At 67.5% G+C, this 23,024-nt stretch carries 26 protein-coding genes; 18 read left to right on the forward strand and 8 right to left on the reverse strand.

What is annotated here, in order from left to right:
- From Q0Q48_RS17280 to yajC, 4 genes are read right to left on the reverse strand one after another with little or no spacing between them, the layout of a single operon-like run.
- A complete protein-coding gene (locus tag Q0Q48_RS17280) occupies nucleotides 1–405 on the reverse strand; it encodes an Mth938-like domain-containing protein (RefSeq protein ID WP_295140070.1) in 405 nt (134 codons plus the stop codon).
- Nucleotides 402–1,595, reverse strand: a complete 1,194-nt coding sequence (gene secF, locus Q0Q48_RS17285) for a protein translocase subunit SecF (RefSeq protein ID WP_295140072.1) — start codon at nucleotides 1,593–1,595, stop codon at nucleotides 402–404. Before secF ends, Q0Q48_RS17280 begins: the two co-directional genes overlap by 4 nt.
- 9 nt (nucleotides 1,596–1,604) lie before the next feature.
- Nucleotides 1,605–3,275, reverse strand: a complete 1,671-nt coding sequence (gene secD, locus Q0Q48_RS17290) for a protein translocase subunit SecD (protein WP_295140074.1) — start codon at nucleotides 3,273–3,275, stop codon at nucleotides 1,605–1,607.
- Nucleotides 3,276–3,300: 25 nt separating this feature from the next.
- The gene (yajC, locus tag Q0Q48_RS17295) at nucleotides 3,301–3,735 is read right to left on the reverse strand and encodes a preprotein translocase subunit YajC (RefSeq protein WP_295140077.1); all 435 of its coding nucleotides are present in this window, start codon (nucleotides 3,733–3,735) and stop codon (nucleotides 3,301–3,303) included.
- Between the two features lie 118 nt (nucleotides 3,736–3,853).
- Between yajC and Q0Q48_RS17300 the strand changes: the two genes are divergently transcribed.
- Nucleotides 3,854–4,717 carry an ATP-binding protein gene (locus Q0Q48_RS17300; protein WP_295140078.1) on the forward strand — a complete coding sequence of 288 codons (864 nt, stop codon included), beginning with the start codon at nucleotides 3,854–3,856 and terminating at the stop codon, nucleotides 4,715–4,717.
- Nucleotides 4,718–4,733: 16 nt separating this feature from the next.
- A complete protein-coding gene (locus Q0Q48_RS17305; protein WP_295140079.1) occupies nucleotides 4,734–5,324 on the forward strand; it encodes a pyridoxamine 5'-phosphate oxidase family protein in 591 nt (196 codons plus the stop codon).
- Nucleotides 5,325–5,355: 31 nt separating this feature from the next.
- On the opposite strand, the gene Q0Q48_RS17310 is transcribed toward Q0Q48_RS17305, so the two are convergent.
- Nucleotides 5,356–5,988 (reverse strand): cell envelope biogenesis protein TolA, encoded by a 633-nt coding sequence (locus Q0Q48_RS17310; RefSeq protein ID WP_295140081.1) that lies wholly within the window; start codon nucleotides 5,986–5,988, stop codon nucleotides 5,356–5,358.
- A 206-nt stretch (nucleotides 5,989–6,194) separates the two neighbouring features.
- Here Q0Q48_RS17310 and Q0Q48_RS17315 point away from each other — a divergent pair, with 206 nt between their 5' ends.
- Genes Q0Q48_RS17315 through Q0Q48_RS17325 form a run of 3 tightly spaced genes read left to right on the forward strand, consistent with a single transcriptional unit; the run spans nucleotide 6,195 to nucleotide 8,219 of the window.
- Nucleotides 6,195–6,659, forward strand: a complete 465-nt coding sequence (locus Q0Q48_RS17315) for an Rrf2 family transcriptional regulator (protein ID WP_293869040.1) — start codon at nucleotides 6,195–6,197, stop codon at nucleotides 6,657–6,659.
- Nucleotides 6,649–7,545, forward strand: a complete 897-nt coding sequence (locus Q0Q48_RS17320) for an NAD(P)/FAD-dependent oxidoreductase (protein WP_293869042.1) — start codon at nucleotides 6,649–6,651, stop codon at nucleotides 7,543–7,545. The genes Q0Q48_RS17315 and Q0Q48_RS17320 overlap by 11 nt, the downstream gene beginning before the upstream one ends.
- Complete coding sequence (locus Q0Q48_RS17325; RefSeq protein ID WP_293869044.1) at nucleotides 7,542–8,219, forward strand: class I SAM-dependent methyltransferase; 678 nt, start codon at nucleotides 7,542–7,544, stop codon at nucleotides 8,217–8,219. The genes Q0Q48_RS17320 and Q0Q48_RS17325 overlap by 4 nt, the downstream gene beginning before the upstream one ends.
- 9 nt (nucleotides 8,220–8,228) lie before the next feature.
- Here Q0Q48_RS17325 and Q0Q48_RS17330 read toward each other — a convergent pair whose 3' ends face one another.
- Complete coding sequence (locus tag Q0Q48_RS17330; RefSeq protein ID WP_295140082.1) at nucleotides 8,229–8,621, reverse strand: response regulator; 393 nt, start codon at nucleotides 8,619–8,621, stop codon at nucleotides 8,229–8,231.
- 182 nt (nucleotides 8,622–8,803) lie between these two features.
- Here Q0Q48_RS17330 and Q0Q48_RS17335 point away from each other — a divergent pair, with 182 nt between their 5' ends.
- From Q0Q48_RS17335 to Q0Q48_RS17360, 6 genes are read left to right on the forward strand one after another with little or no spacing between them, the layout of a single operon-like run.
- The gene (locus Q0Q48_RS17335; RefSeq protein ID WP_295140085.1) at nucleotides 8,804–9,856 is read left to right on the forward strand and encodes an ABC transporter substrate-binding protein; all 1,053 of its coding nucleotides are present in this window, start codon (nucleotides 8,804–8,806) and stop codon (nucleotides 9,854–9,856) included.
- Between the two features lie 14 nt (nucleotides 9,857–9,870).
- A complete protein-coding gene (locus Q0Q48_RS17340) occupies nucleotides 9,871–10,935 on the forward strand; it encodes an ABC transporter ATP-binding protein (RefSeq protein ID WP_295140087.1) in 1,065 nt (354 codons plus the stop codon).
- The gene (locus Q0Q48_RS17345) at nucleotides 10,932–11,783 is read left to right on the forward strand and encodes an ABC transporter permease (RefSeq protein WP_295140089.1); all 852 of its coding nucleotides are present in this window, start codon (nucleotides 10,932–10,934) and stop codon (nucleotides 11,781–11,783) included. Before Q0Q48_RS17340 ends, Q0Q48_RS17345 begins: the two co-directional genes overlap by 4 nt.
- Nucleotides 11,780–12,580, forward strand: a complete 801-nt coding sequence (locus tag Q0Q48_RS17350) for an ABC transporter permease (RefSeq protein WP_295140090.1) — start codon at nucleotides 11,780–11,782, stop codon at nucleotides 12,578–12,580. Before Q0Q48_RS17345 ends, Q0Q48_RS17350 begins: the two co-directional genes overlap by 4 nt.
- Before the next feature lie 10 nt (nucleotides 12,581–12,590).
- A complete protein-coding gene (locus tag Q0Q48_RS17355; protein ID WP_295140092.1) occupies nucleotides 12,591–13,340 on the forward strand; it encodes an aspartate/glutamate racemase family protein in 750 nt (249 codons plus the stop codon).
- Nucleotides 13,341–13,345: 5 nt separating this feature from the next.
- Nucleotides 13,346–14,230: a polysaccharide deacetylase family protein gene (locus tag Q0Q48_RS17360; protein ID WP_295140093.1), complete on the forward strand. Its 885-nt coding sequence runs from the start codon at nucleotides 13,346–13,348 to the stop codon at nucleotides 14,228–14,230.
- Nucleotides 14,231–14,370: 140 nt separating this feature from the next.
- Here Q0Q48_RS17360 and Q0Q48_RS17365 read toward each other — a convergent pair whose 3' ends face one another.
- Nucleotides 14,371–14,844: a PaaI family thioesterase gene (locus Q0Q48_RS17365; protein WP_295140094.1), complete on the reverse strand. Its 474-nt coding sequence runs from the start codon at nucleotides 14,842–14,844 to the stop codon at nucleotides 14,371–14,373.
- Between the two features lie 9 nt (nucleotides 14,845–14,853).
- On the reverse strand, nucleotides 14,854–15,342 hold the full coding sequence (locus tag Q0Q48_RS17370; RefSeq protein WP_295140095.1) for a MarR family transcriptional regulator: 489 nt from the start codon (nucleotides 15,340–15,342) through the stop codon (nucleotides 14,854–14,856).
- A gap of 57 nt (nucleotides 15,343–15,399) precedes the next feature.
- Here Q0Q48_RS17370 and Q0Q48_RS17375 point away from each other — a divergent pair, with 57 nt between their 5' ends.
- The 7 genes from Q0Q48_RS17375 to Q0Q48_RS17405 all read left to right on the forward strand — a co-directional run bounded on the left by Q0Q48_RS17375 (nucleotide 15,400) and on the right by Q0Q48_RS17405 (nucleotide 22,911).
- The gene (locus tag Q0Q48_RS17375; RefSeq protein WP_295140096.1) at nucleotides 15,400–16,437 is read left to right on the forward strand and encodes a 2Fe-2S iron-sulfur cluster-binding protein; all 1,038 of its coding nucleotides are present in this window, start codon (nucleotides 15,400–15,402) and stop codon (nucleotides 16,435–16,437) included.
- Nucleotides 16,434–17,381, forward strand: coding sequence for an SDR family NAD(P)-dependent oxidoreductase (locus Q0Q48_RS17380; protein ID WP_295140097.1), 948 nt, complete (start codon nucleotides 16,434–16,436; stop codon nucleotides 17,379–17,381). Before Q0Q48_RS17375 ends, Q0Q48_RS17380 begins: the two co-directional genes overlap by 4 nt.
- Before the next feature lie 11 nt (nucleotides 17,382–17,392).
- Nucleotides 17,393–18,100 (forward strand): Phenylacetic acid catabolic protein, encoded by a 708-nt coding sequence (locus Q0Q48_RS17385; RefSeq protein WP_295140098.1) that lies wholly within the window; start codon nucleotides 17,393–17,395, stop codon nucleotides 18,098–18,100.
- Between the two features lie 267 nt (nucleotides 18,101–18,367).
- A complete protein-coding gene (locus Q0Q48_RS17390; RefSeq protein WP_295140099.1) occupies nucleotides 18,368–18,925 on the forward strand; it encodes a hypothetical protein in 558 nt (185 codons plus the stop codon).
- Nucleotides 18,926–18,940: 15 nt separating this feature from the next.
- Complete coding sequence (locus Q0Q48_RS17395; protein ID WP_295140100.1) at nucleotides 18,941–19,777, forward strand: alpha/beta hydrolase; 837 nt, start codon at nucleotides 18,941–18,943, stop codon at nucleotides 19,775–19,777.
- 9 nt (nucleotides 19,778–19,786) lie between these two features.
- Nucleotides 19,787–21,322 (forward strand): M81 family metallopeptidase, encoded by a 1,536-nt coding sequence (locus Q0Q48_RS17400; RefSeq protein ID WP_295140101.1) that lies wholly within the window; start codon nucleotides 19,787–19,789, stop codon nucleotides 21,320–21,322.
- An 11-nt stretch (nucleotides 21,323–21,333) separates the two neighbouring features.
- Complete coding sequence (locus Q0Q48_RS17405; RefSeq protein ID WP_295140102.1) at nucleotides 21,334–22,911, forward strand: ABC transporter substrate-binding protein; 1,578 nt, start codon at nucleotides 21,334–21,336, stop codon at nucleotides 22,909–22,911.
- Nucleotides 22,912–23,024: the final 113 nt, after the last annotated feature.

The following is a 23,024-nucleotide window of genomic DNA, read 5'->3' on the forward strand; positions in this document are numbered from 1 at the left end:
CTACAGCGGAATGAGGGCCGCCGCCACCCGCCGGCTTTCGGCCAGCAGCACGTTGTAGATGCGGCAGGCCGAGCCCGTGTCGACCACCTCGAGGCCCATGCCGGCCGCCTTCAGGGCCGCCCGCAGGTCGGGCGGCACGAACACGGCGCGCGCGCCGCAGCCCAGCACGAGAATCTCCGTCGGCATCGCCGCCTCGCGCAGCGGTGCCAGGCTTTCGAGAGAGAGATCCTCGGCTCGCGCGATCGTCCAGGGATGTGTGACGGTCGGCGTCACCAGCACCGGCGACCGCCATTCGCGCTCGCTGATCATGAAGCGGCCGGGACCGTAGCTGCGGATGTACTGGACCTGCGCCGGATCCGGCGTCGGCAGGGTCTTGTCGGCGGGTCCCGGGCGCGGCGGCTTCACGCCCCGGCCTGCTCCGTCTTGTCGCCCTTGTCCGCCTTGTCCTCGGCCGGGCGAAGCTGGTCGGCACGCAGGCCGAGCCAGACGAGGCCCGCGCAAGCGACCCAGACCGACGAATAGGTGCCGACGATGACTCCCCAAAGCATGGCGACGGAGAAGCTGTGCAGCACCGGCCCGCCGAACAGCACGAGGGCGAGGACCGCGACGAACACCGTGGCCGAGGTCATCAACGTGCGCGACAGGGTCTCGTTGATGCTGTGGTTCAGCAGGTCTACCAGCGGCATCTTCTTGTAGCGGCGCATGTTCTCGCGCACGCGGTCGAAGATCACGACGGTGTCGTTGATGGAGTAGCCGGCGATGGTCAGGACCGCGGCCAGCGCCGTGAGGCTGAAATCGAGCTGGAACAGCACGAAGATGCCGACCGTCGAGATGACGTCGTGCAGCATCGCGATCAGCGCGCCGATCGCGAACTGCCATTCGAAGCGCACCCAGACGTAGATGGCGATCGCGATCATGGTGGCCAGCACGGCATAGATGCCGCTCCGCATCAGCTCGTCGCCGATCTTCGGACCGACCGACTCGGTGCCGCGCAGCTCGTAATTGCTGCCGATCGCGTCCTCGACCAGCTTGATGGCCACCTGCTGGCACCATTCGGCGCGCTGCTCGACCGACATGTCGATCTTGGCCGTATTGGTCGAGCCGCGCGGCAGCTGGCGCTCCTGCAGGGTGAGACCGGCACGGCTCACGGCGTCACGCCAGTTGGCGGCATCGAGCGCGGTCGGCGACGTGAACTCGACGTCGCCGGTCCCGGCGGGACCCGGCTTCACCTGCCAGCCCTGGCCGGCGCGCTTCAGCATCACCCGCTGGGCGCCGGCCACGCACTGGTTGTCGCCTTCCTGGCGCTGGACACGGATCAGAACGGTGCTGGGATCGCCGAATTCCTGCAGCGACACCTCGCCCACGCCCAGCGCACCCACGGTGTTGCGCAGCTGGTCGAGCTCGGCCTTGCCGTCCTTGGCCTTGGCCTGGATGGCGATGCCGCCCTTGAAGTCGATGCCGAAGTTCAGGCCGAACGTCAGGACGCCGACGATGGACACGATGTTGATCAGGGTCGAGATGACCAGCGCGGCGCGGCGCTGGCCGAGGAAATCGAACTTCTTCTTGAAGGCGAAAAGGCGGACGGGCTTCCACATGGCTTCGCCTCAGATCACGAGTTCAGCGGGGCGGCGCCAACGGACCCACACCGCCAGCAGCATGCGCGTGAAGATCGTCGAGCTGAACATCGAGGTGATGATGCCGAGCGTCAGCGTCGTCGCGAAGCCGCGGATCGGGCCGGAGCCGAAGCCGAACAGCAGAACGCCGGCGATGAGGGTCGTGAGATTGGCGTCGATGATCGCCGACATCGCCTTCTCGTAGCCCGTTGCGAGCGCGCTGAACGGAGAGCGGCCCAGGGCCTTCTCCTCCCGCACACGCTCATAGATCAGCACGTTGGCGTCGACCGCGAGGCCCGCCGTCAGCACGAGGCCCGCGATGCCGGGCAGGGTCAGCGAAGCGCCGAGGATCGACATGCCGGCAAACACCATCAGCAGGTTCACCAGCATGGCGAGGTTGGCGAAACCACCGAACACGGGCCCGTAGGCCACGAACATGAAGACAGCCACCAGCAAGGTGCCGACCAGCGCCGCCAGCGTGCCGGCCTGGATGGCGTCCGCGCCCAGGTCGGCACCGACGGTGCTCTCCTGGATGATGCTGAGGGTCGCGGGCAGCGCGCCGGAGCGCAGCAGCAGCGACTGCTCCTGCGTCTGCTGGGTCGTGAAGCTGCCGGTGATGATGCCGCTGCCGCCACAGATCGCGCTCTGCACGACCGGGGCGCTGATGATCTCGCCGTCGAGCTGGATGGCCAGCCGCTTGCCGATGTTGGCGCGGGTGGCGGCGCAGAAGGCGCGGCCGCCGGCCGAATTGAAGGTGAAGCTGATGATCGGCCGGCCACCCTGCTGCTGCTCGAAGGTGGCCTTCGAATCGTCGAGGTCCTCGCCGCCGACCACCACGCGCTTCAGCACGGGCAGGCACTGCGGCTGGTAGCGGCGGCAGATCTGCTCCGGCGACAGGCGCGGATTGGCGGCCTGGATGTCTTCCCAGGCCTTGGGATTGGTGCGGCGCAGCTCCTGCATGCCCTCGCGCGTCGGCACGAGGAAGGTGGTGGGCGGCACCGTCTGCGGGATGTTCTGCCCGGTCGCCGCCACGTCCTCGTTCACCAGATGGAAGGTGAGCTTGGCGGTCTGGTTGATCTTGCGCTTGAGGTCGGTCGTGTCCTTGATGCCCGGCACCTGCAGCAGGATACGCTCGTCGCCCTGGCGCGTGATGGTGGGCTCGAGCGTGCCGGTCTCGTCGACGCGGCGGCGAAGGATCTCGATCGACTGGTCGATCACTTCCTTCTTCTTCTTTGCCATCTCCTGGTCGGAATAGGCGACGCGGATCGCGTCGCCGCTGCCGGAGAGCGCAAGGGTCGGATCGACCGCGCGGATCGCCTCGATCGCCTTGGCGCGGTTCGCTTCGTCCCGCAGGTTGACGACCAGCGCGCGGCCGGGCTCGATGGTGACGTCCTTGAACGGCACCTGCTGCTTGCGCAGCTCGCCGCGCACCGAATCGGACAGGTTGTTCAGGCGCTCGTTGATGACCGAGCGCAGGTCGGCTTCCAGCAGGAAGTGCGCACCGCCGCGAAGGTCGAGGCCCAGATTGATGCGGCTGTTCGCATACCAGTGCGGCATGTGATCGAGCACGCTGGCCGGCAGCAGATTGGGCAGCGCGAACAGCGCCGACAACAACGTGATGCCGGCGATGACGATGGTCTGCCAGCGCGGAAGGTTGAGCATTCCGACCTAGATCCTCTCCGCCCCGTTACTTCTTGGGGCCGCCGCCGAAAAGGCTGCCCAGCAGGCTCTTGCGCTCCGGCGCGGCCGCCGGCGGCGGCAGCATGGGCTTGTCGTCTTCTTCACTGCTGTCCTTCGGGCCGCGCACCGATTCACCGCGCGTCAGGATATCCGTGATGGTCTGCTTGATGATGCGAACCCGCACGCCCTCGGCAAGTTCCACCTGGACCTCGTTGTCGGAGATCACCTTGGTGACGAGGCCGATGATGCCGCCGCCGGTGACGACGCGATCGCCGCGCTTCACACCGGCCAGCATCTCGCGCTGGGCGCGCACCTTGGCCTGCTGGGGACGGATCAGCAGGAAGTAGAAGACGACGAAGATGAGGACCAGCGGGAAGAGCTGGACGAGGAAATCCCCGCCGCCACCACCAGCGCCCTGCGCCCACGCCTGCGAAATGAACATCTTCTGCTCCCGAATCTTCCGGCCGTCGAAAAAGCGCGCGGACTATACCGGTCTCGCCCCGCTTTGCAATGTAAGCGGGGGGCGATATGGTCGCCCCCCTTTTCTGCGGCCGGCGACGATGGATCAAGACCTTAAAGCCACTATTTCACGCATTGCGGCAGCGCTCGACCGTCTGGCGCCTCCCCTTCCTCCCGGCGCCGACATCAATGCGGCCGAAGCCTATGTCTGGCACGCGACCGGGCACAGGCTCGAGGCGGTCCCGCGGGTCAACCGTGTGAACCTCGATCTGCTGGTCGGAATCGACCGCCAGAAGGAGACCCTGGTCGAGAACACGAGGCGCTTCGCCAAGGGGCTGCCGGCCAACAACGCGCTGCTCTGGGGCTCGCGCGGTGCGGGCAAGAGCTCGATCGTGAAGGCGGTCCATGCGCATGTGAACCGCGAGATGGGCGGACCGCCCGGCCCGCTGGCGCTGGTCGAGATCCATCGCGAGGACATCCCGTCCCTGCCCGCGCTGCTCACCATGATCCGCGATTCGAGCCGTCGCTTCATCGTCTTCTGCGACGACCTCTCCTTCGACGGACAGGACGCCGCCTACAAGTCGCTGAAGGCCGTGCTCGACGGCGGCATCGAGGGCCGGCCGGACAACGTCCTCTTCTATGCGACGTCGAACCGGCGCCACCTGATGCCGCGCGACATGATCGAGAACGAGCGCTCGACGGCGATCAACCCGTCGGAAGCCGTCGAAGAGAAGGTGTCGCTCTCGGATCGCTTCGGCCTGTGGCTCGGCTTCCACAATGCCGACCAGGACACGTTCTTTGCGATGATCGAAGGCTATTGCGAGTTCTACGGGCTCGACGTGCCGAAGGACGAGCTGCGCAAGCAGGCGGTCGAATGGGCGATCACGCGCGGTTCGCGCTCGGGCCGCGTCGCCTGGCAGTTCATCCAGGAGACCGCCGGCCGGCTCGGCAAGAAACTGGGGTAACGATGGAGCGGCTGGGATGAGCGATCCCGAAGACGTGATGTTCTCCGCCGCGGTAAAGGCGGAGCAGACGCGTCTCGGATCACGCACCCGGTTCGAGGGCCGGACCTGGAACACGGAGATCACCGACGATCTCCGCAAGTTCCTCGGCGTCATCGACACGTTCTTCTTTGCGACGGCCAGCGCCGACGGCCGACCTTATATACAGCATCGCGGCGGACCGCCGGGGTTCCTGAAGCCCATCGGCAGCCACACGCTGGCCTTCGCCGACTTCGCGGGCAACCAGCAGTACATCTCGCTCGGCCATCTCCGCGAGAACGACCGCGCCCACATCTTCGTGCTGCACTTCGCCACCCAGCAGCGGCTGAAACTGTGGGGCCGGGCGCGGATCGTCGAAGGCGACCTCGAACTGATGGAGCGCCTGGTCGACCCGGCCTATCGCGCGCGGCCCCAACGGGCGATCGCCTTCACCATCGAGGCCTGGGACATCAACTGCCGCCAGTACATCGTCCCGCGCTACAGCGAGGCCGAGATCGCGCCCGCCGTCGACAACCTCGCCCGGCGCATCAAGGAACTCGAAGAAGAAGTGGCCCGGCTGAAGGGCCGGTAGCGGCGCGTCGAGACGGCATTAGACTCCGACGTCAGACTGGCCGCAGGTGACGCGGCACCCGTGCCTGGCGCAGCCTCTCTTCGAGCGTCTCCCTCTCGCGACGCCAGCGGCTCTCCTCGCGGTCGGCCCTCGTGTCCAGCGCCGCGCGGGCCTGTTCGATCTCCGCGATGGTCGCCTCATGGCGCGCCTCGGCCTTCTCCATCGCCGCCGTCGCGATGGCGATGGCGCGATCCCGCCGCGCCGCTTCCTTGCGCCGTTCGGCCGCCTCCTGCCGCTCCCGGCGTTCGCGGCGCGCCCGCTCCTTTTCGAAGGCACGCGCGGCTTCGCGTTCTTCCTTGCGATCGGTCGCTTCCGCCAGAACAGGCTTTCGCCGCCGGCGGGTGGCTTTGGGCTCCTTTGCAGCCTGGCCGTCGAATGCCGCCTCCGACGCCTCGGCTTCCTCCCTGAAGGGCTGGTCGGTACCGACTGGCCGCCGCAGCACGACCCCCGGCCGCGCCAGGGTGGCCTTCACGATGGCCGGATCGTCGGTCTGTTGCGCGAAGCCCTGGTGGAACAGATTGGCCCCCGCGCCCCAGGCGTCGAGCGCGGCCCTCATCGACGGCGCCGACACCGCGAGATCGAAGAAGCCCGCCGACGTCGTAAAGACCTTGAGCTTCCGCGTCATCCGTCCGCTCCCTCCCGAACCGCGGGAACGCTTCCAGGCGAGCGCCGGTTGCCGGTGCGGTATCATGATACCTGCGCAGGACCCGTGACACTCATTTCGAATGTTTCGTTTATTCGCGTCGATTTTCGCGCTTTTTCAACCACTTGTGGGCAAAGGTCGACGGGGAGGGCTTGAAATCAGCCAGCATACGTAACATATGAAGTTTCATGAGAAGAGACAGCCGACTTTCGGGCGTACTGCACGTCCTGTTGCACATGGCGGAGCACCCGGATCCGATGACGTCGGAGATGCTGGCGCGCGCCATGGATACCAATCCGGTGGTGATCCGCCGGCTGATGGGGGGCCTGCGGGAGCGCGGGTTCGTCCAATCGGAAAAGGGCCATGGCGGCGGCTGGACGATCGCGTGCGATCTCCGCGCCGTGACCCTGCTCGACATCTACGAGGCGCTCGGGCAGCCCGGGCTGCTGGCCATGGGCAACCGCACTGAGGCGCCCGGCTGTCTGGTCGAGCAGGCGGTGAACGCCGCCCTCGGCGACGCCTTCGACGAGGCCGAGGCCCTGCTGCTCCGCCGCTTCGGCGCCCTCACCCTCGCGGCGCTGAGCGCCGACTTTCACGAACGCCTCGCCCGGCGCGGCGGGTCGACCGACCTGGAGACCAACCATGCAGCATGATGTCGTCATCGTCGGAGGCGCCTTCGCCGGCCTCGCCGCCGCCACCTACCTCGCGCGCGCCCGCCGCCGCGTGTGCGTCATCGATGCCGGCCAGCCGCGCAACCGCTTCGCCCCCGCCTCGCACGGTTTCCTGGGGTCGGACGGCAGCGAACCCTCGTCGATCCTGGCGCGGGCGCGGGCGCAGCTCGCGGGCTATCCCGGCGTCACCTTCATCGAGGGCGAAGCCTCGGAGGCGACAGTGCGCGGCGACGGCTTCGCCGTCTCGTTGGCGGGCGGCGAGGAGATCGCGGCCCGCAAGGCGATCCTGGCCTTCGGCCTGCGCGACGAACTGCAGCCGATCCCCGGCCTGCAGGAACGCTGGGGCCGCACGGTGCTGCATTGCCCCTACTGCCATGGGTTCGAATTCAGCGACCGTCGGCTCGGCGTGCTCTTTCGCACGCCCCTGTCGGTCCACCAGGCCTGCCTCGTTGCCGAATGGGGACCGACGACCCTGTTCCTTAACGGCGCCGCGCTCGCGCCCGGCGATGCGGAAAGGCTCGCGCGGCATGGCGTGACGGTCGAGCCCGGCCGGGTCGCGCGTCTGCTCGGCGAAGGCAGCGCCCTGTCCGGCGCCGAATTCGAAGATGGGCGCGTGGCCGAGCTCGCCGCGCTCTATGTCGCGCCGCAATCGTGCCTCGCCAGCCCGATCGCCGAACGGCTCGGCGTCGCGATCGACGACGGCCCGGCCGGCCCGATCATCCGCACCGATGCCGACAAGATGACGAGCGTGCCCGGCCTCTACGCCGCGGGCGACATTGCCCGCGCGCCACACAGCGTCAGCTGGGCGGTGGCCGACGGCGTCACCGCGGGCACGTCGCTCCACCGCGCCCTCGTGTTCGGCGGATGAACGCGGCGCAGCCCTTCGCCGCGCCCGCGACGATCGCGGACTATGTCGCGGCCACGCCACACAAGGTGCCGGGCTACGCCGACCTGCACCGCATGGCGATGCTGTTGCTGGCGGAGCATGCGCCCGCGGCGGCGGACATTCTCGTCGTGGGGGCCGGCGGCGGCCTCGAACTGAAAGCGTTCGCCGAGGCGCAGCCCCGCTGGCGTTTCGTCGGCGTCGATCCGTCGGCCGGGATGCTCGACCTGGCGGGCCGAGTCCTGGGATCGCTGGGCGCGCGCGTCGATCTCCGGCAGGGCTTCATCGACACCGTGCAGCCGGGGCCGTTCGACGGCGCGACCTGTCTGCTCACGCTGCACTTCCTGCAACGGCAGGAGCGCCTGCACACGCTGCGGGAAATCCACCGGCGCCTGAAGCCCGGCGCACCGCTGGTCGTCGCCCATCACAGCATCGCGGACGGCGACGATGCCGTCGCGTGGCTTGCACGATCGGCGGCCTTCGCCGACCGGGCCGGCGCCGGCTTCGCCCGGTCGCGCCTCGCGGCAGCGAAGATGGCGGATGGCCTGCCGCTCCTGTCCGACGGCGAAGAGGGGGCGGTCCTGCGCGAGGCGGGATTCTCCGGCGTGGCCCTCTTCTATGCCGGGTTCTCTTTCAGAGGCTGGGTCTCTCGGGCTTGATCGCGGGATTCACGCGCCGGGCGTGCTGCTCGCGTTCAGGAGTTGCGAGACCGCGGTGATGACCTGCGCGGGCGCGAAGGGCTTCGGCACCAGGATGCTGTTGGGCACCCCGAGCGAGGCCCAGTCGTTGCTTTCGGAGCCGGTCATGTAGACCACCGGCATCTCGGGCTTCAGCTCCCGCGCATGCCGCGCCACGTCCCAGCCGGTGGTACTCGACCCGAGCTTGATGTCGGTGACGAGGGCACGCACCTCGTCGCCCTGCGCGTCGAGCGCGGCCATCGCCTCCTCCCCCGTCGCGGCCAGCAGCACCTCGTAGCCGCCCTCCTCGAAGGACTCCTTCAACACGTCGCCGATCTCCGCCTGATCCTCGGCGATCAGCACAAGCACCGCTGTCTTTTCCACAACATACCCCCATGGCCCGCGCTCCGGCTTCCGGATGCCGCCGGCTTCCCGACACGGGTCCAGAACGACCGAACGACTCGGTTAGTTCCCGTACGGAGGGGCGAATGGCGAAACGCCGCATGCCAGACCCGTCCATCGGCACGGTCCTTGCGTCCCCCGTCCTCGATCAGGGGGAATTGCCTATGAACAAGTCAAAGATCGCCGTCCTCAACCGCCGCACCGTGCTCGCTGCCGCAGGCGCCGCCACCGCGGCGCTCGCCGCGCCGCGCATCCTGCGCGCCCAGGGAAAGGAACTGGTCGTCGGCGGCGCCGCCAGCCACAAGGGCTTCGTCGAGACCATCATCGCGCCCGTGGTCGAGAAGAAGTTCTCCTGCAAGGTCGTGTTCGAGGGCTCGCGCTCCCTGGTCAACCTCGAGAAGATGCAGAAGAACAAGGACAAGCAGTATCTGTCGGTCGTCATGATGGACGATCCAGTCATGATCCCGGCCGTCGCCGAGGGACTGCTCGATCCGCTGACCGCCGCCAAGGTCCCCAACATCGCCATGCTGAAGCCGGGCACCGTCCACATGGACGGGATGTGGTGCAATTACCTCCAGCCCTGGCTGGGCATCGCCTACAATCCCAAGGCCATGAAGACGGCGCCGACCTCGTGGGCCGACGCCTACGACCCGAAGTACAAGGGTCGCGTGATCCTGCCGTCGCTGCAGAACACGGAAGGCCTCGCCAATCTCTTCATGGCGGCCTTCCTCGCCACCGGGAAGCCGATGCCCGAGGCGCAGAAGGACATCGATGCCGGCTTCAAGAAGCTGGTGACCATCAAGCCCAACCTGCTGACGGCCTACACGCAGATGCCGCAGGCCTACAATCTGCTGGAACAGGGCGAGGGCTTCATGATCTCCAGCGCGATCTCGCAGGTGGCGCTGGAGCGCAAAGCGGCCGGCGCGCCGGTCGAGATCGCCGTGCCGAAGGAAGGCATCTTCGCCATGCCGTCGGGCGTCGCCCTGGTGAAGGGCGGGCCGCAGCCCGAACTGGCCGCCGGCTACATCAACGAGATGATCGGGCCGGAGGTCCAGGCCAAGCTCTCGGCCGCCACCTATTCGCTGCCGACCAACAAGGACACACCCGTGCCGGCCGGTGCGCCGACCAATGCGACCATGTTCGGTATCGACTGGAAGTTCGTGGCCGACAATCGCGCCGACTGGGTGAAGCGCTGGGACCGCGACATGGCGATGTAGTCGCGCAGCCGCCCGTGACCTCCGATTCCTTCCTGGACGTCGCCGGTGCCGCAAAGGCCTTCGGCGGCGTCACCGTGCTGGGCGGCGTCGACCTAAAAGTCGCCGCCGGCGAGTTCATCTCTCTGCTGGGCCCCTCGGGCTGCGGCAAGACCACCCTGCTGCGCATCGTCGCCGGCCTGCTGGCGGCCGACCGCGGCGCCATCCGGCTCGACGGCGAGGAGATCGGATCGCGGCCGCCGCACCGGCGCGACGTCGGTGTCGTCTTCCAGAACTACGCGCTCTTCCCCCACCTGACCGTCGCCGAGAACATCGCCTTCGGCCTGAAGGCGCGGAAGCACCCCGCGGGCGAGATTGGCCCGACGGTGCGGCGCTTCCTGTCGCTGGTCCATCTGACCGACTTCGCGGACCGCTCCGTGCGCGCTTTGTCGGGCGGCCAGCAGCAGCGGGTCGCGGTGGCGCGTGCGCTCGCGGTGAAGCCCAAGCTGCTGCTGCTCGACGAGCCCTTCTCCGCCCTCGACCGCAAGCTGCGCGAAAACATGCAGATCGAGCTGCGGCGCCTGCTGCGCGAGCTCGGCATCACCGCCGTCTTCGTGACGCACGACCAGGACGAGGCGCTCACCATGTCCGACCGCATCGCGGTGATGAACAAGGGCGCGATCGAGCAGCTTGCCGTGCCGGCCGCGATCTACCGCTCGCCCGCGACCGCCTTCGTGCTCGAGTTCGTGGGCCTCTCCTCGCGCCTCACCGGCACGGTCGTGAGCCAGGAGTACGGCCACGTCACCGTCGATACCGCCTTCGGCCCGCTGCGCGCGCCCGGCAGCTTCGTGGTCGGCGCCTCCGTCGTGCTCGCGGTGCGGCCCGAACGCATCAAGGTGAACGCGCCCGGTGACTACGCGCTGGTCGCCCGCCTGCGCGACGCGGTCTTCCAGGGCTCGAAGATCCAGCTTCATTTCGAGGCAAAGGACGGCGATCACCTCATGGTCGAGACGGCGGATCTCTCCGATGGATTGCCGCCCCCCGGCACCGAGATGCGGTTGGGCTGGGCCGTCGCCGACACGCTGATCTACCCGGCGCCATGACGACCAAGAGCGCACCCTCGCCCTGGCGGGATCCCGTCGCCCTGCTCGCGGCGCCGGCGGTCCTTTATCTGCTCGTCGTCTACGCTTTCCCTCTCCTCTGGCTCTTCATGAAGAGCCTGACGGGACCAGGCGGACTCACGCTCCAGCCCTACGTTTCCTTCCTGGGCGATCCCTTCAACTGGCGGGTCGTCGGCAACACCTTGCGGGTCGCCGCCTGGGTGACGGTCGTCTGCTTCGCGATCGGCTATCCCGCCGCTTTCGCCCTGGCGCGGGCCGGCGCGGTCCTGCAGATCGTGATGCTGGTCTCGATCATCCTGCCGCTCTCGGTCGGCGCCGTCGTCAAGGCCTTCGCTTGGCAGATCGTGCTGCGCCGCGACGGCATCGTCTCTCAGACTCTCGTCGGGCTCGGCCTCTGGGACGAGCCGCAGCGGCTACTCTTCACCGAGACCGGGCTGGTGCTGGGCGCCGCCAACATCTTCCTGCCCTTCATGATCCTGCCGATCTACTCGGTGGTGAAGCTGATCGATCCGCGCCTCAGCGAGGCCGGCGCGACGCTGGGCGCCACGCCGCTCTACCGCTTCACCCACGTCACCCTGCCGCTCACCCTGCCGGGCATCGTCTCGGGCGTGGCCTTCGTCTTCTCGATGAGCGTGTCGATGTTCGTCATCCCCTCGTTGCTGATCGGCGACCGCTTCCAGACGCTCGCCACCCTGACGGGCCGCTCCTTCCTGCTGATGCGCAACGAACAGCTCGGCTCGACCACCGCCGTCATCCTGCTGGTGCTGGCCGTGTCGATCGTCGTGGGCTCGACCTGGCTGGCGCGCCGCATCGGAGGCAGCCAGGCATGACCGCGATCGAGCGCGCCACGCAGTATTTCGTCTGGGCCATCGCGGGCTTCACCGTCGTCTTCCTGATGACCCCGCTCGTGGTCACCATCGCCGTTTCGTTCGGCTCCTCGACGGTCTTCACCCTGCCGCCGCCGGACTGGTCGCTGCGCTGGTACGAACGCCTGGCCGGCATGCGCGGCCTGCTGCCCGCGCTTGTGGTCTCGCTGCAGATCGCCGCCGTCTCCACCGCCGTCGCCATGGTGCTGGGCACCCTGTGCGCCATCGCCCTCGTGCGCGGGCGCTTTCCCGGCCGGGAGACGATCTCGACCTTCCTCGTCTCGCCGCTGATGCTGCCGGGCCTCGTGATCGGCATCGCCATGCTGCAGGGCTTCAAGGCGATGGGGCTGCGCGACGTCTATGCCAGCCTGCTGGTCGCGCATGTCGTCATCACGCTCCCCTACATCGTGCGCACGGTCGTTGGCGCCCTCTCGCTGTTCGACTTCTCGCTGATCGACGCCGCCCGCACCCTGGGATGCTCGTACCCGGCGGCGCTCATGCGGGTGCTGGTGCCGACGCTCGCACCGGCCTTCCTGACCTCGGGCATGTTCGCGTTCCTGGCCTCGATGGACAACTATCCGATCTCGATGTTCTTCACCGATGCCTGGACCAAGACGCTGCCCATCCAGATGTTGCAGTATGTCGAGGAGCGGCCCGATCCGACCATCGCCGCCATCTCCGCCGGCCTCGTGCTGCTGGCCATCGTGGCGCTGGTGATCGGCGACCGTCTCGTGGGCCTGCGCAAGCTCGCCGACTTCTGAGAAAGCCCCAATGAAGATCCTCGTCGCCAATCCCAACACCTCGACCGGCGTGACCGACCGTCTCGTGGCTTCCGGCAAACTCGTCGCCAGTCCCGGCACCGAGCTGCTGCCCATGACCGCGCCCCGCGGCGTGCCCTACATCGCCACGCGCGCCGAGGCGGCCATCGGCAGCGCCATGATGCTGGAGATGCTGGCCGAGCGGCGCGGCACCTTCGATGCCGCCATCGTCGCGGCCTTCGGCGACCCGGGCCTCGGCGGCGCGCGCGAGCTGTTCGACTTTCCGGTCGTCGGCATGGCGGAAGCGGCGATGCTGGTCGCCTGCACGCTCGGGCGCAAATTCGCGATCGTGAGCTTTGCCAAGGCGCTCGAACCGTGGTTCGCCGAGATCGTGGAGTGGCACGGCATGTCCGGCCGCTGCGCCGCCATCCGCACGCCCGACGAAGGCTTCCGCTCGATCGACGACGTCCAGCACGAGAAGGAACAGGTCCTGATCGACCTCGCGCTGGCCACGGTGAAGAACGACGGCGCCGACGTCGTCATCTTGGCCGGCGCGCCGCTGGCGGGCCTCGCCAACACGATCCGCGACAGGGTGCCGGTGCCCCTGGTCGACGGCATCCAGGCCGCGGTGACGATGGCCGAGGGGCTGGTGCGCCTCAATCCGCGCAAGGCGACGCAGGGAACCTACCGCCGTCCCGCCGCCAAGGATTCCAAGGGCCTCGCAGGTCCCCTCGCCGACGTGATCGGCCACCGGGACTCGTGACCGCGATGCGCGACCTCAAGGGCTACGGCCGCACGCCGCCCGATCCGCAATGGCCCGGCGGGGCACGGGTCGCCGTCTCCTTCGTCATCAACTTCGAGGAAGGCGCGGAGATGTCGTTGTCGGCGGGCGACGCCCACAACGAGAAGGTCTACGAGGTCACCGACGAGGTCGTGGGCGTTCCCGACCGGTGCATGGAATCGCACTTCGAGTACGGCACCAAGGCCGCCTGGTGGCGCATCGCCGATTCGCTTGAGCGGCTGGGCGTTCCGGCCACCGTCAGCACCTGTGGCCTCGCGGCCGAACTGTCGCCCTGGCTGATCCACGACGCGGTGGCGCGCGGCCACGAGATCTCCTGCCATGGCTGGCGCTGGGAGAAGCACGCCCACATGGAGGAGGCGAAGGAGCGCGAGATCATCGCCCGCACCGTCAAGGCGCTGACCGAGATCGCCGGCACGCGCCCCGTCGGCTGGCACACCCGCTCCACGCCCTCGCCCAACACGCGGCGTCTGCTCGTCGAGGAAGGCGGCTTCCTCTACGACAGCGACGACTATTCCGACGACCTGCCCTTCCACGTCGAGGTCGCGGGCAAGCGGCACCTGGTGCTGCCCTACAGCTTCGACACCAACGACATGCACTATCACCAGGGCTTCCATCGCTTCGTCTCGGCGCGCGACTTTGCCGACTACACGACCGACGCCTTCGACACGCTGTGGGCCGAGGGTGAGCGCTTCCCGAAGATGATGTCGATCGGCCTGCACCTGCGCATGATCGGCCGCCCCGGCCGCATCGCTGCTCTGGATCGCATCGTCAGCCACATGAAGCAGAAGGGCGGCGCCTGGTTCGCCACCCGCCGCCAGATCGCCGAGCACTGGAACGAGCGGTTCGGGTAGTTCAAAAGAGCCGTCGTCTCGACCGGAGCACCGAAGGTGCGGAGCGGAGAGACCTTCTTTCTACAATAGGCCGGCAAATTGCGGAGAGAAGGTCTCTCCACTCCGCGCTGCGCGCTACGGTCGAGACGACGGGTCCTAAATTAAGCCTTCGCCTTCGGGCGCACGATCTTGATCGTCGAGGTCGAGTGGACGATCAGGCGGCCCTTCTCGTCCTTTAGGTCGCCGTCGAGGAACCCGACCGAGCCGCCCCAGCGCATCACGCGGCCCTCGGCATAGACGATGCCCGGCCCCATCGCCTCGAAGAAGCTGATCTTGAGTTCGAGCGTCGGCACGGCGACGCCCAACTTGCCCTTCACGATGGCGGCATTGGCCATCGCGGTATCGACCATGCCGGTCAGGAACCCGCCCTGGCAGATGCGACCCTGCGAATGGCAGAAGGCCGGCACGACCTCGAAACGGAACCGCGCATAGCCGCGCGTCGAGTCGATATCGAGCAGTTCGCCGTTCAGCGTCTTCAACGCCTCGGGCGGATTGGCGCGCAGGATCTCGAGCATCTCCGAATCGTGGACGAAATCCTTGGCGGCGTTCTGGAAGTCTGGATGGGCTGAGCTCATGGTGGCGGACTATAGCGAACGCGCCGACGCCCGCACCTTTCCCAGGAGCTCGATCAGAGTCCGCGTTTCGGAGGCCGAAAGGCCCGAGGCAATCCGCTTCTCATGGGCGCGCACCAGTCTGCCGAACCGGGCCAGCGCCTTCGCGCCGGCGGACGTCAGCGCCAACGCGTGGGTGCGCCCGTCTGTCGGCGAGGGCCGGCGCACCAGAAGATCGCGCGCCTGCAGCCGGTCGAGGATCGGCACCAGGGTCGAGCGATCAATGCCCAGCGCGCGCGCCAGTGCCATCTGGCTCAGCCCCTCGTTGCGGTCGACCAGCACCAGCAGGCCGAACTCACCCGGCGTCAGCGCCTCGCCCGCCTTGGCGAAGGTCGCGGCAAAATCGGCGAAGACGGCGGACTGGGCGCGGCGCAGCGCATAGCCCATCAGCGACGGCAGCAGGCCGCGGTCGAGCGAAGGGGATCGCGCCGTGGACGGGGGCTTGGCAGGTGGACGGCCCATCGCCGGAGTGGTAGACGCAGATTGTTTGGGGAGCAAACAAATTTGCCGCAGCAGCAGATGAGCTTCAAGGTTCGCATCGCCTCCGCCGACCGCACCATCGACGTGCCGACCGGTGCCACCATCCTGGAAGCCGCGCTCGATGCCGGCATCTCCTATCCGTTCGGCTGCCAGTCGGGGAACTGCGGCGCCTGCAAGTCGCATCTCGAGAAGGGCGAGGTGACGATGGAAGGCTATTCCGAGTTCGCGCTCTCCGACGAGGAGAAGGAACGCGGGCTTATCCTCGCCTGCCGCGCCGTGCCGTGGGACGAAAGCGAGGTCGCCTGGCTGGAGGAGGACGACCTGATCGTCCATCCGCGCCGCCTCCTCTCCTGCAGAGTCGTTTCCCTCGATGACGCCACGCACGACATCAAGCGCGTGCGACTGGAGATCGTCTCCGGCGGGCCCTTCGACTTCTCGGCCGGCCAGTTCGCCTCGGTGACCTTCGAGGGCTGCCCGCCGCGCGACTATTCGATGGCCAACGTGCCCGGCGACCCGATCCTCGAATTCCATATCCGCCGCACCGCGGGCGGCGCGACCTCGGCCCATGTCGCCGAGAAACTCAAGGTCGGCGACAGCGTGAGGGTCGAGGGACCGTTCGGCCCCTCCTACCTGCGCGAGAGTCATCGCGGTCCGATCATCGCCGTGGCCGGCGGCTCCGGCATGGCGCCGATCAAGTCCGTCGTCGAGCGCGCGCTGCAGAAGGCACTGCCGCAGCACATCTACTTCTATTTCGGCGTCCGCAGCGAACGCGATCTCTACCTGCACGACCACTTCGCGGCGCTGGCCGAAAAGCACAAGAACCTGCACTTCATTCCGGTGCTGAGCGAAGGCGGCGATTCGAGCCGGCGGCAGGGTCTGGTGCACGAGGCCGTCGCGCAGGACTTCGACGAGGTCGATGGCTGCAAGGCCTATCTCGCCGGCCCGCCCGTCATGGTCGAAGCCGCGACCCTGCTGCTGGAACAACGCGGCATGCGGCGCGTCGATATCCATGCCGACGCCTTCTACACGGCGGCGGAAATGGCAAACGCAGGAAAGAAAACGGGAGCGGAACAATGAGCGGTCTTCTGCAGGGACGGGTGGCCATCGTCACCGGCGCCGGCCGCGGCATCGGCCGCGCCATCGCCGAGCAGCTGGTGGCCGAGGGCGCCAAGGTCATCGTGGCCGACAACGGTGCCTCGATCTCGGGCGATGGCGGAGATCCCGAGGTGGCGCGCACGGCGGTCGAGGAGCTGAACGGCAAGGCAGGTGCGAAGAACGCGCTGGCCTTCACCGAAAGCGTCGCCTCGCCCGGCGTGGCGAAGCAGCTCGTCGACCTGGCGGTGAAGACCTTCGGCGGCATCGACATCGTGGTGAACAATGCCGCCATCCTGCGCGACGCCTTCGTGTTCCGCGCCGATCCCGCCGACTGGGACGCGGTGATCCGTACCAACCTCTCCTCGGCCTTCTACCTGATCAACGCCGCCTCGGGCGTCATGCGCGACCAGGGCAAGTCGGGCCGCGGCGGAAAAGACGGCTACGACTGGGGCCGCATCGTCAACATCGTCTCCTCGGCCGGGCTCTACGGCAATCTCGGCCAGGCGGCCTATGCCAGCGCCAAGGCGGGCCTGTTCGGCCTGACGAGGGTCACGGCGATGGATCTCGCGCGGGCGCAGATCACGGCCAATGCGGTGGCGCCGTTCGCGCGCACGCGCGTCACCGACATCATCCAGCCCGCCAACGAGGCGCAGAAGACCTACAAGGAGCGCGCGCTGAAGATCGGCGCGCACCACGTCGCCGATCTTGTGACGGCGCTCTGCTCGCCGGCCGGCAAGCCCATCACCGGCCAGCTGCTGGGCGTCCGCGGCCGCGAGGTCTTCCTGTTCGGCCAACCGCGGCCGGTCGCGCGCCTCGAAGCCGGTGCGCCGGGCACGCTCGCACAGGACATCGTCGGCAAGCTCGGCGGCCAGTTCACCGATCTCACGACCGATCTCGAAGCGTTCAATACCGAACCCCTGGTCTGAGGAGAGCGACCATGACCGAGAGCATCATCGTCAAGACCGTCGACGAACTGAAGGACGCGCCGGAGGAATATCGCGAGGCCGTGGCTAAGCTCGTCATCAGCCATGCCATCAACGAACTCTATGGCGCCCAGGTGTTCGACGAACCCGCCATCGCCTATGCGCCGACGCCCTACGCCAAGTGGCTGACCTGCCGGGTCGCCATGGAGGAGTATGGCCATCATGTCCGCTTCAAGCAGCTCGGCGTGCAGATGGGCATCCCGGAGGAGCGCATGATCCCCGGCACCGGCAAGCGTCCGCTCTCGATCTTCGAGTTCCCGCTGAAGAACTGGCAGGAGTTCGTCGCCATCAAGCTGCTGGCCGACCTGGCCGAGATCCTGCAGGTCGAGGACCTGCTCCACTGCACCTTCCATCCGCTGCGCAACCTCGCCCGCGCGACCATGCCGGAGGAACGCTTCCACGCGCAGTTCGGCGAGGACTTCACCGCCGAGCTGATCAGGACGCCCGAGGGCAAGGCCTCGCTGCAGGCTGCCATCGACGAGTACTTCCCTTACCTACCTTCCTTCTTCGGCGGCTCGAAGTCGCGCAACAACGAGATCTTCCGCAAGTGGAACATCAAGCAGCGGACCAACGACGAGATGCGCGCCGATTTCATGAAGCGCGCCTCCGAGGTCACCGCCAAGTACGGCCTCACCTTGCCGGAGGTGCGGCAGGCGGCGTGATCGCGAGGTCGTCGATAGCTAAAGGAGAATGCGCAGTGAGCGCTCTCACCCTTCGGTTGACGGACGACATGCGGGGTTGCGGTCTTTCCGGGCGAGCTTGAATCAAGCCGAACATCCAAACAACGACCTCACCCTGAGGAGCGCTCCGCAAGGAGCGCGTCTCGAAGGGTGGGCACGCGCACCACGTCTGGGGCCCATCCTTCGAGACGGCCCTTCGCGCCTCCTCAGGATGAGGTGGATCGTTCAACTCAAACTGGGAAAACTCTAGTGACAGAGATCGTCGCCCTGCCCCGGACGGTTCTGGATCGGGTGAAGGCGGAGGTCCGTGCGGCCTCGTGGTTCGCGGCACTCGGCGAACCGTTGACCGACGGCGATCGTGCCGATGCCGCGTCCTATGCCACGGCACTTGGGCTGGCCGATCCCGGCACCGATGTCGCGCACGACTGGCCGGAAGCCGAGACGTTGCTGAAGGCGCCGGACTGGTCGCCGGTCTGGTGGGATCGCGAGGAGGCGGTGCGGCGGGAGCTGCTCGGTCGCGCGGAAGCGCGCTATCCGAAGCACGCACTATGGACGGCGCTCACCGAACTCACCACCGAGGCCGGCGAGCTGGTCCATGGCAAGGCGGCCACCGCGGCCGGGCGCATGGGCGACGCGGCCCGGGCGTCGATCCATGTCGCGGCCGGTGCGGCGTCGCAGGCGGTCTATCAGCTCGCCGTCGCGCGGCTCGCCGGCGAGGAAGGCTCGCTCTTCGAAAGCAAGTTTCGTCTGTTCGCGGCGGGACGCTGGCCGCTCGGCATCGTGGGCTCTAGGTTGATCCTCTTCTGAGAGGAGAGGCTTCGCATGAGTTCCTACGCCGCGCCGTCCCGCACCGTCGGTCGGTTGAAGCGCCCGTTCGGCAATCTCTACTACGAAGTCTGCGGCAGCGGACCTGCGCTGGTGTTCGCACACGGGCTGGGCGGCAATCACCTGAGCTGGTGGCAGCAGGTGGCGCACTTCGCGCCCCGCTATACCTGCGTGACCTTCGCCCATCGCGGCTTCGCGCCTTCCGATCCGGTCGCAAACGGAGTCGATCCTGCGGATTATCCCGATGACCTCGCCGCCCTGATCGATCATCTCGGGCTCGCCGACGTGCGCCTCGTCGCCCAGTCGATGGGCGGCTGGACGATGCTGGAATACGCGCTGGCCCACCCGGACCGCGTGAAGGCGCTGGTGCTGAGTTCAACCTCGGGCACGCTCGACCGGCGCGGCTGCGATCCATCCGGCGGAACGGCGTACGACGCCTGGCTCGCGGCGGCCGAGGCCGCGATCGCGACCGGCCTGGCGCGCGGCATTCATCCCGCGATGGGCGAACGCGCCGCCGAACGCTTCCCCGCGCTGCATCTCCTCTATCGCAGCATCGACGAGATGGCGGGTACGCTCGACAAGGAGAAGCTGCGCGCCGGCCTGCGCCGCACCGCGACGCGCACGCTCGCCGGATTGAAGGCGTTCCGCGTGCCGACCTTGTTGATCGCCGGGGCTGAGGACGTGGTCTTCCCGCCCTTCCTGGCAAGCGCCATCGCGACAAGCCTGCCTTGCGGCGAATCGCAGACGATTGCCGATGCCGGGCACTCGCCCTATTTCGAGCAGGCCGCTAGGTTCAACGCGCTGGTCGGCGCGTTCCTCGCGCGACAGCGGTAGGAGGTTTTTGTGTCCCAGGACAATCCGCGTATCGCCGTGCTCGGCTTCGCCATCGAGTGCAACCGGTTCGCGCCGGTGACGACGGCGGAGGACTTCGAGCACGATGTCGACATCCGCGGCAATCGCATCGTGAGCGAGGCGCGCTCGGGCAAGTCGATCACCATGCCCGACCTGCCGGGCTTCTTCGACGAGATGGATCGTACCGGCAACTGGACTCCGGTGCCGCTGCGCGTGTCGCTGGCGCAGCCCGGCGGACCGGTTGAGGAGCAGTTCTTCAAGGCCTTTCTCGCGGAGATCGAGGCCGGCCTGAAATCCGTCCTGCCGGTCGATGCGATCTTCGTCTCCTGCCACGGGGCGGCGCTGGCCGAGGGCACGGACGATCCCGACGGCGACCTGTTCGAGGTGCTGCGCCGCGTCGCGGGGCCCGACGTGCCGATCGTCTCGGTGTTCGACCTGCACGCCAACGTCTCGCGCCGCATGACCGACAATCTCAGCGTCTTCGTCGGCTATCTCGAGAACCCGCACATCGACATCTACGAACGCGGCGTCGAGGCCGCGAAGCACATGCGCGAACTGCTGGCCGGCACGCGCACCGCGGTCGAGATGGTCAAGATCCCGCTGGTGCCGCCGCAGATCGCGCTGCTGACCGCAAAGGGCCCCTATGCCGACCTGATCAAGTACGGCCAGACGAAGGTCGGTGGCGACATCCTCAACGTCTCGGTGATGGCGGGCTTCGCCTACAGCGACAGTCCCAAGAACGGCCTCACCGCCGTCGTCACGGCGCGCAACGGCAATCGACAGGCGGCGGCCGACCTGGCGCTCGACATCGCCCAGCGCGCCTGGAAGACGCGGGAGCGCTTCAAGCGGGAGATGATGACGCTCGCCGATGCGGTGCAGCTCGCCACCGCCATCGGCCGCGACAAGCGCCGCAAGCCGATCATCCTGGCCGACGTCGCCGACAACCCCGGCGGCGGCGGGCGCGGCAACACCACCTACCTGTTGCGCGCACTCAAGGCGGCAAGAGCCCAGGGCGTCTATTTCGGCGTGTTCAACGACGCGGCGCTCGCGGCCCGGGCGCACGAGCTGGGCGAAGGGGCGATCTTCAACGCCTCCTTCAACACCGCGGAGCACCAGGAATTTTCCCTGCCCTTCGATTGCGAAGCGAAGGTGGTGAAGCTGTCGGACGGCCAGTTCGTCGGCCGACGCGGCGTCCTTCGGAACGTCTCCGCCGACATGGGGCCGTCGGCGCTGCTCGACCTTGGCGGCATCCTCATCGTCGTCATCAGCATCCGCTGCCAGTGCATGGATCCGCGCCAGTTCGAGATGTTCGGCCTGGACATTGCACAGGCCCGCACGGTGGTCGTGAAGAGCCGCGGCCACTTCCGCGGCGGCTTCGACGAGTTCTTCAAGCCGGAGCAGATCTACGAAGTCGATTGTCCGGGCCTGACGTCGCCGGTGCTGGCGAACTTCACCTGGACCAAGCTGCCGAGGCCCGTCTATCCGCTCGACGAGGAAGCGAGCTGGAGTCCCCCGGCATCCAATTGAGGGAGTCCTTCATGCTGCGTCGTGCCTTGTTCGCCGCCGTCGCGCTGCTCGCTGCAGCGCCCGCCAATGCCCAAACCCAGGCTCAACCGAGCAAGACGCTGAAAGTCGTCATGCAGTCGGATCTCAAGATCATCGATCCGGTCTGGACGACGGCCTACATCGTCCGCAATCACGGCTATCTGATCTACGACACGCTGTTCGCGCTCGACGCCAAGCTCGAAGCGCGGCCGCAGATGGTCGAGAGCTGGACGGTGAGCGACGACCAGCTCACCTGGACGTTCAAGCTGCGCGACGGGCTGAAGTGGCATGACGGGCAGCCGGTGACGACGGCGGACGTGCTGCCATCGATCAAGCGCTTCACCGACAAGGACACGCTGGGTGGCCTGCTGGCCAAGCAGACCCGGGAAATGAAGGCGCTCGACGACCGGACCTTCCAGATCGTGCTGAACAAGCCCTATGGCATGATGCTGAAGACGCTGGCCAAGACCTCTTCCATTCCGCCCTTCATCATGCCCAGGCGGGTCGCCGAGACGCCGGTCACCCAGCAGATCTCCGACACGACGGGCTCGGGCCCCTTCATCTTCAAGAAGGACGAATGGAAGCCCGGCGAGAAGGTCGTGTATCTGCGCAATCCCGACTACAAGCCGCGCGCCGAGCCGCCCTCGGGCCTCGCCGGCGGCAAGGTGGCCAAGGTCGACCGGGTCGAATGGGTCTCGATCCCCGATACGCAGACCGCGATCAACGCATTGCAGCAGGGCGAGATCGACATGATCGAACAGCCCTCGCACGACCTGCTGCCGGTCATCGAGAAGGACAAGAACGTCGAGATCGTCATTCCCGACCAGCTGGGTTCGACCTACATCCTGCGCTTCAACTGGAAGCAGCCGCCCTTCAACGACGTGCGCTACCGTCGCGCCGCGATGGTCGCGCTGAACCAGAAGGACTTCCTGCAGGCCGTCATCGGCGATCCGCGGTACTACAAGGTCTGCAAGGCCATGTTCGGCTGCGGCACGCCGCTCGAGAACGCGGCCGGCACCGACGGGATTCTCGAATCGCGCTTCGAGGAGTCGAAGAAGATCCTGAAGGAGGCCGGCTATGACGGCACGCCGATCGTGCTGCTGCAGTCGACCGACCTCGCCGTCCTGACCAACCTCGCGCCGGTCGCCAAGACGCTGCTGGAGCGCGGCGGCTTCAAGGTCGACATGCAGTCGATGGACTGGCAGACCCTGGTCGCCCGGCGGGCCAAGAAGGTGCCGGTGGCCGATGGCGGCTGGAACATCGCCATGACGGCCGCGGCCGCGGTGCTGCTGATCGACCCGGTCAACAACCACTATGCCGAGGCGAGCGGCGACCGCGCCCAGTTCGGCTGGCCGCTCGACGAGGAGATCGAGAGGCTGCGCCTGGCCTTCGTCGGCGAGGGAGATCCAAAGAAGCAGTTCGAGATCGCCGAGCAGGTGCAGAAGCGCATCCTGGAAGGCGGCGTCACGGTGCCGCTCGGCCAGTTCCTGCAGCCCATGGCCCGGCGCAAGAGCGTGACGGGCAACATCGAGTCGCCCGTCACGGTGTTCTGGAACGTCGAGAAGAAGTAGCTTCACAAGCTCCGACATCTCGACCGGAGCGCGCAGCGCGGAGTGGAGAGATCTTCTCTCCACGATCTGTCAGCTTTTGGTGGGGCGAAGGTCTCTCCGCTTCGCGCCTTCGG

Origin of the sequence: uncultured Reyranella sp. (assembly GCF_945957355.1) — a bacterium.
GTDB lineage: Bacteria > Pseudomonadota > Alphaproteobacteria > Reyranellales > Reyranellaceae > Reyranella.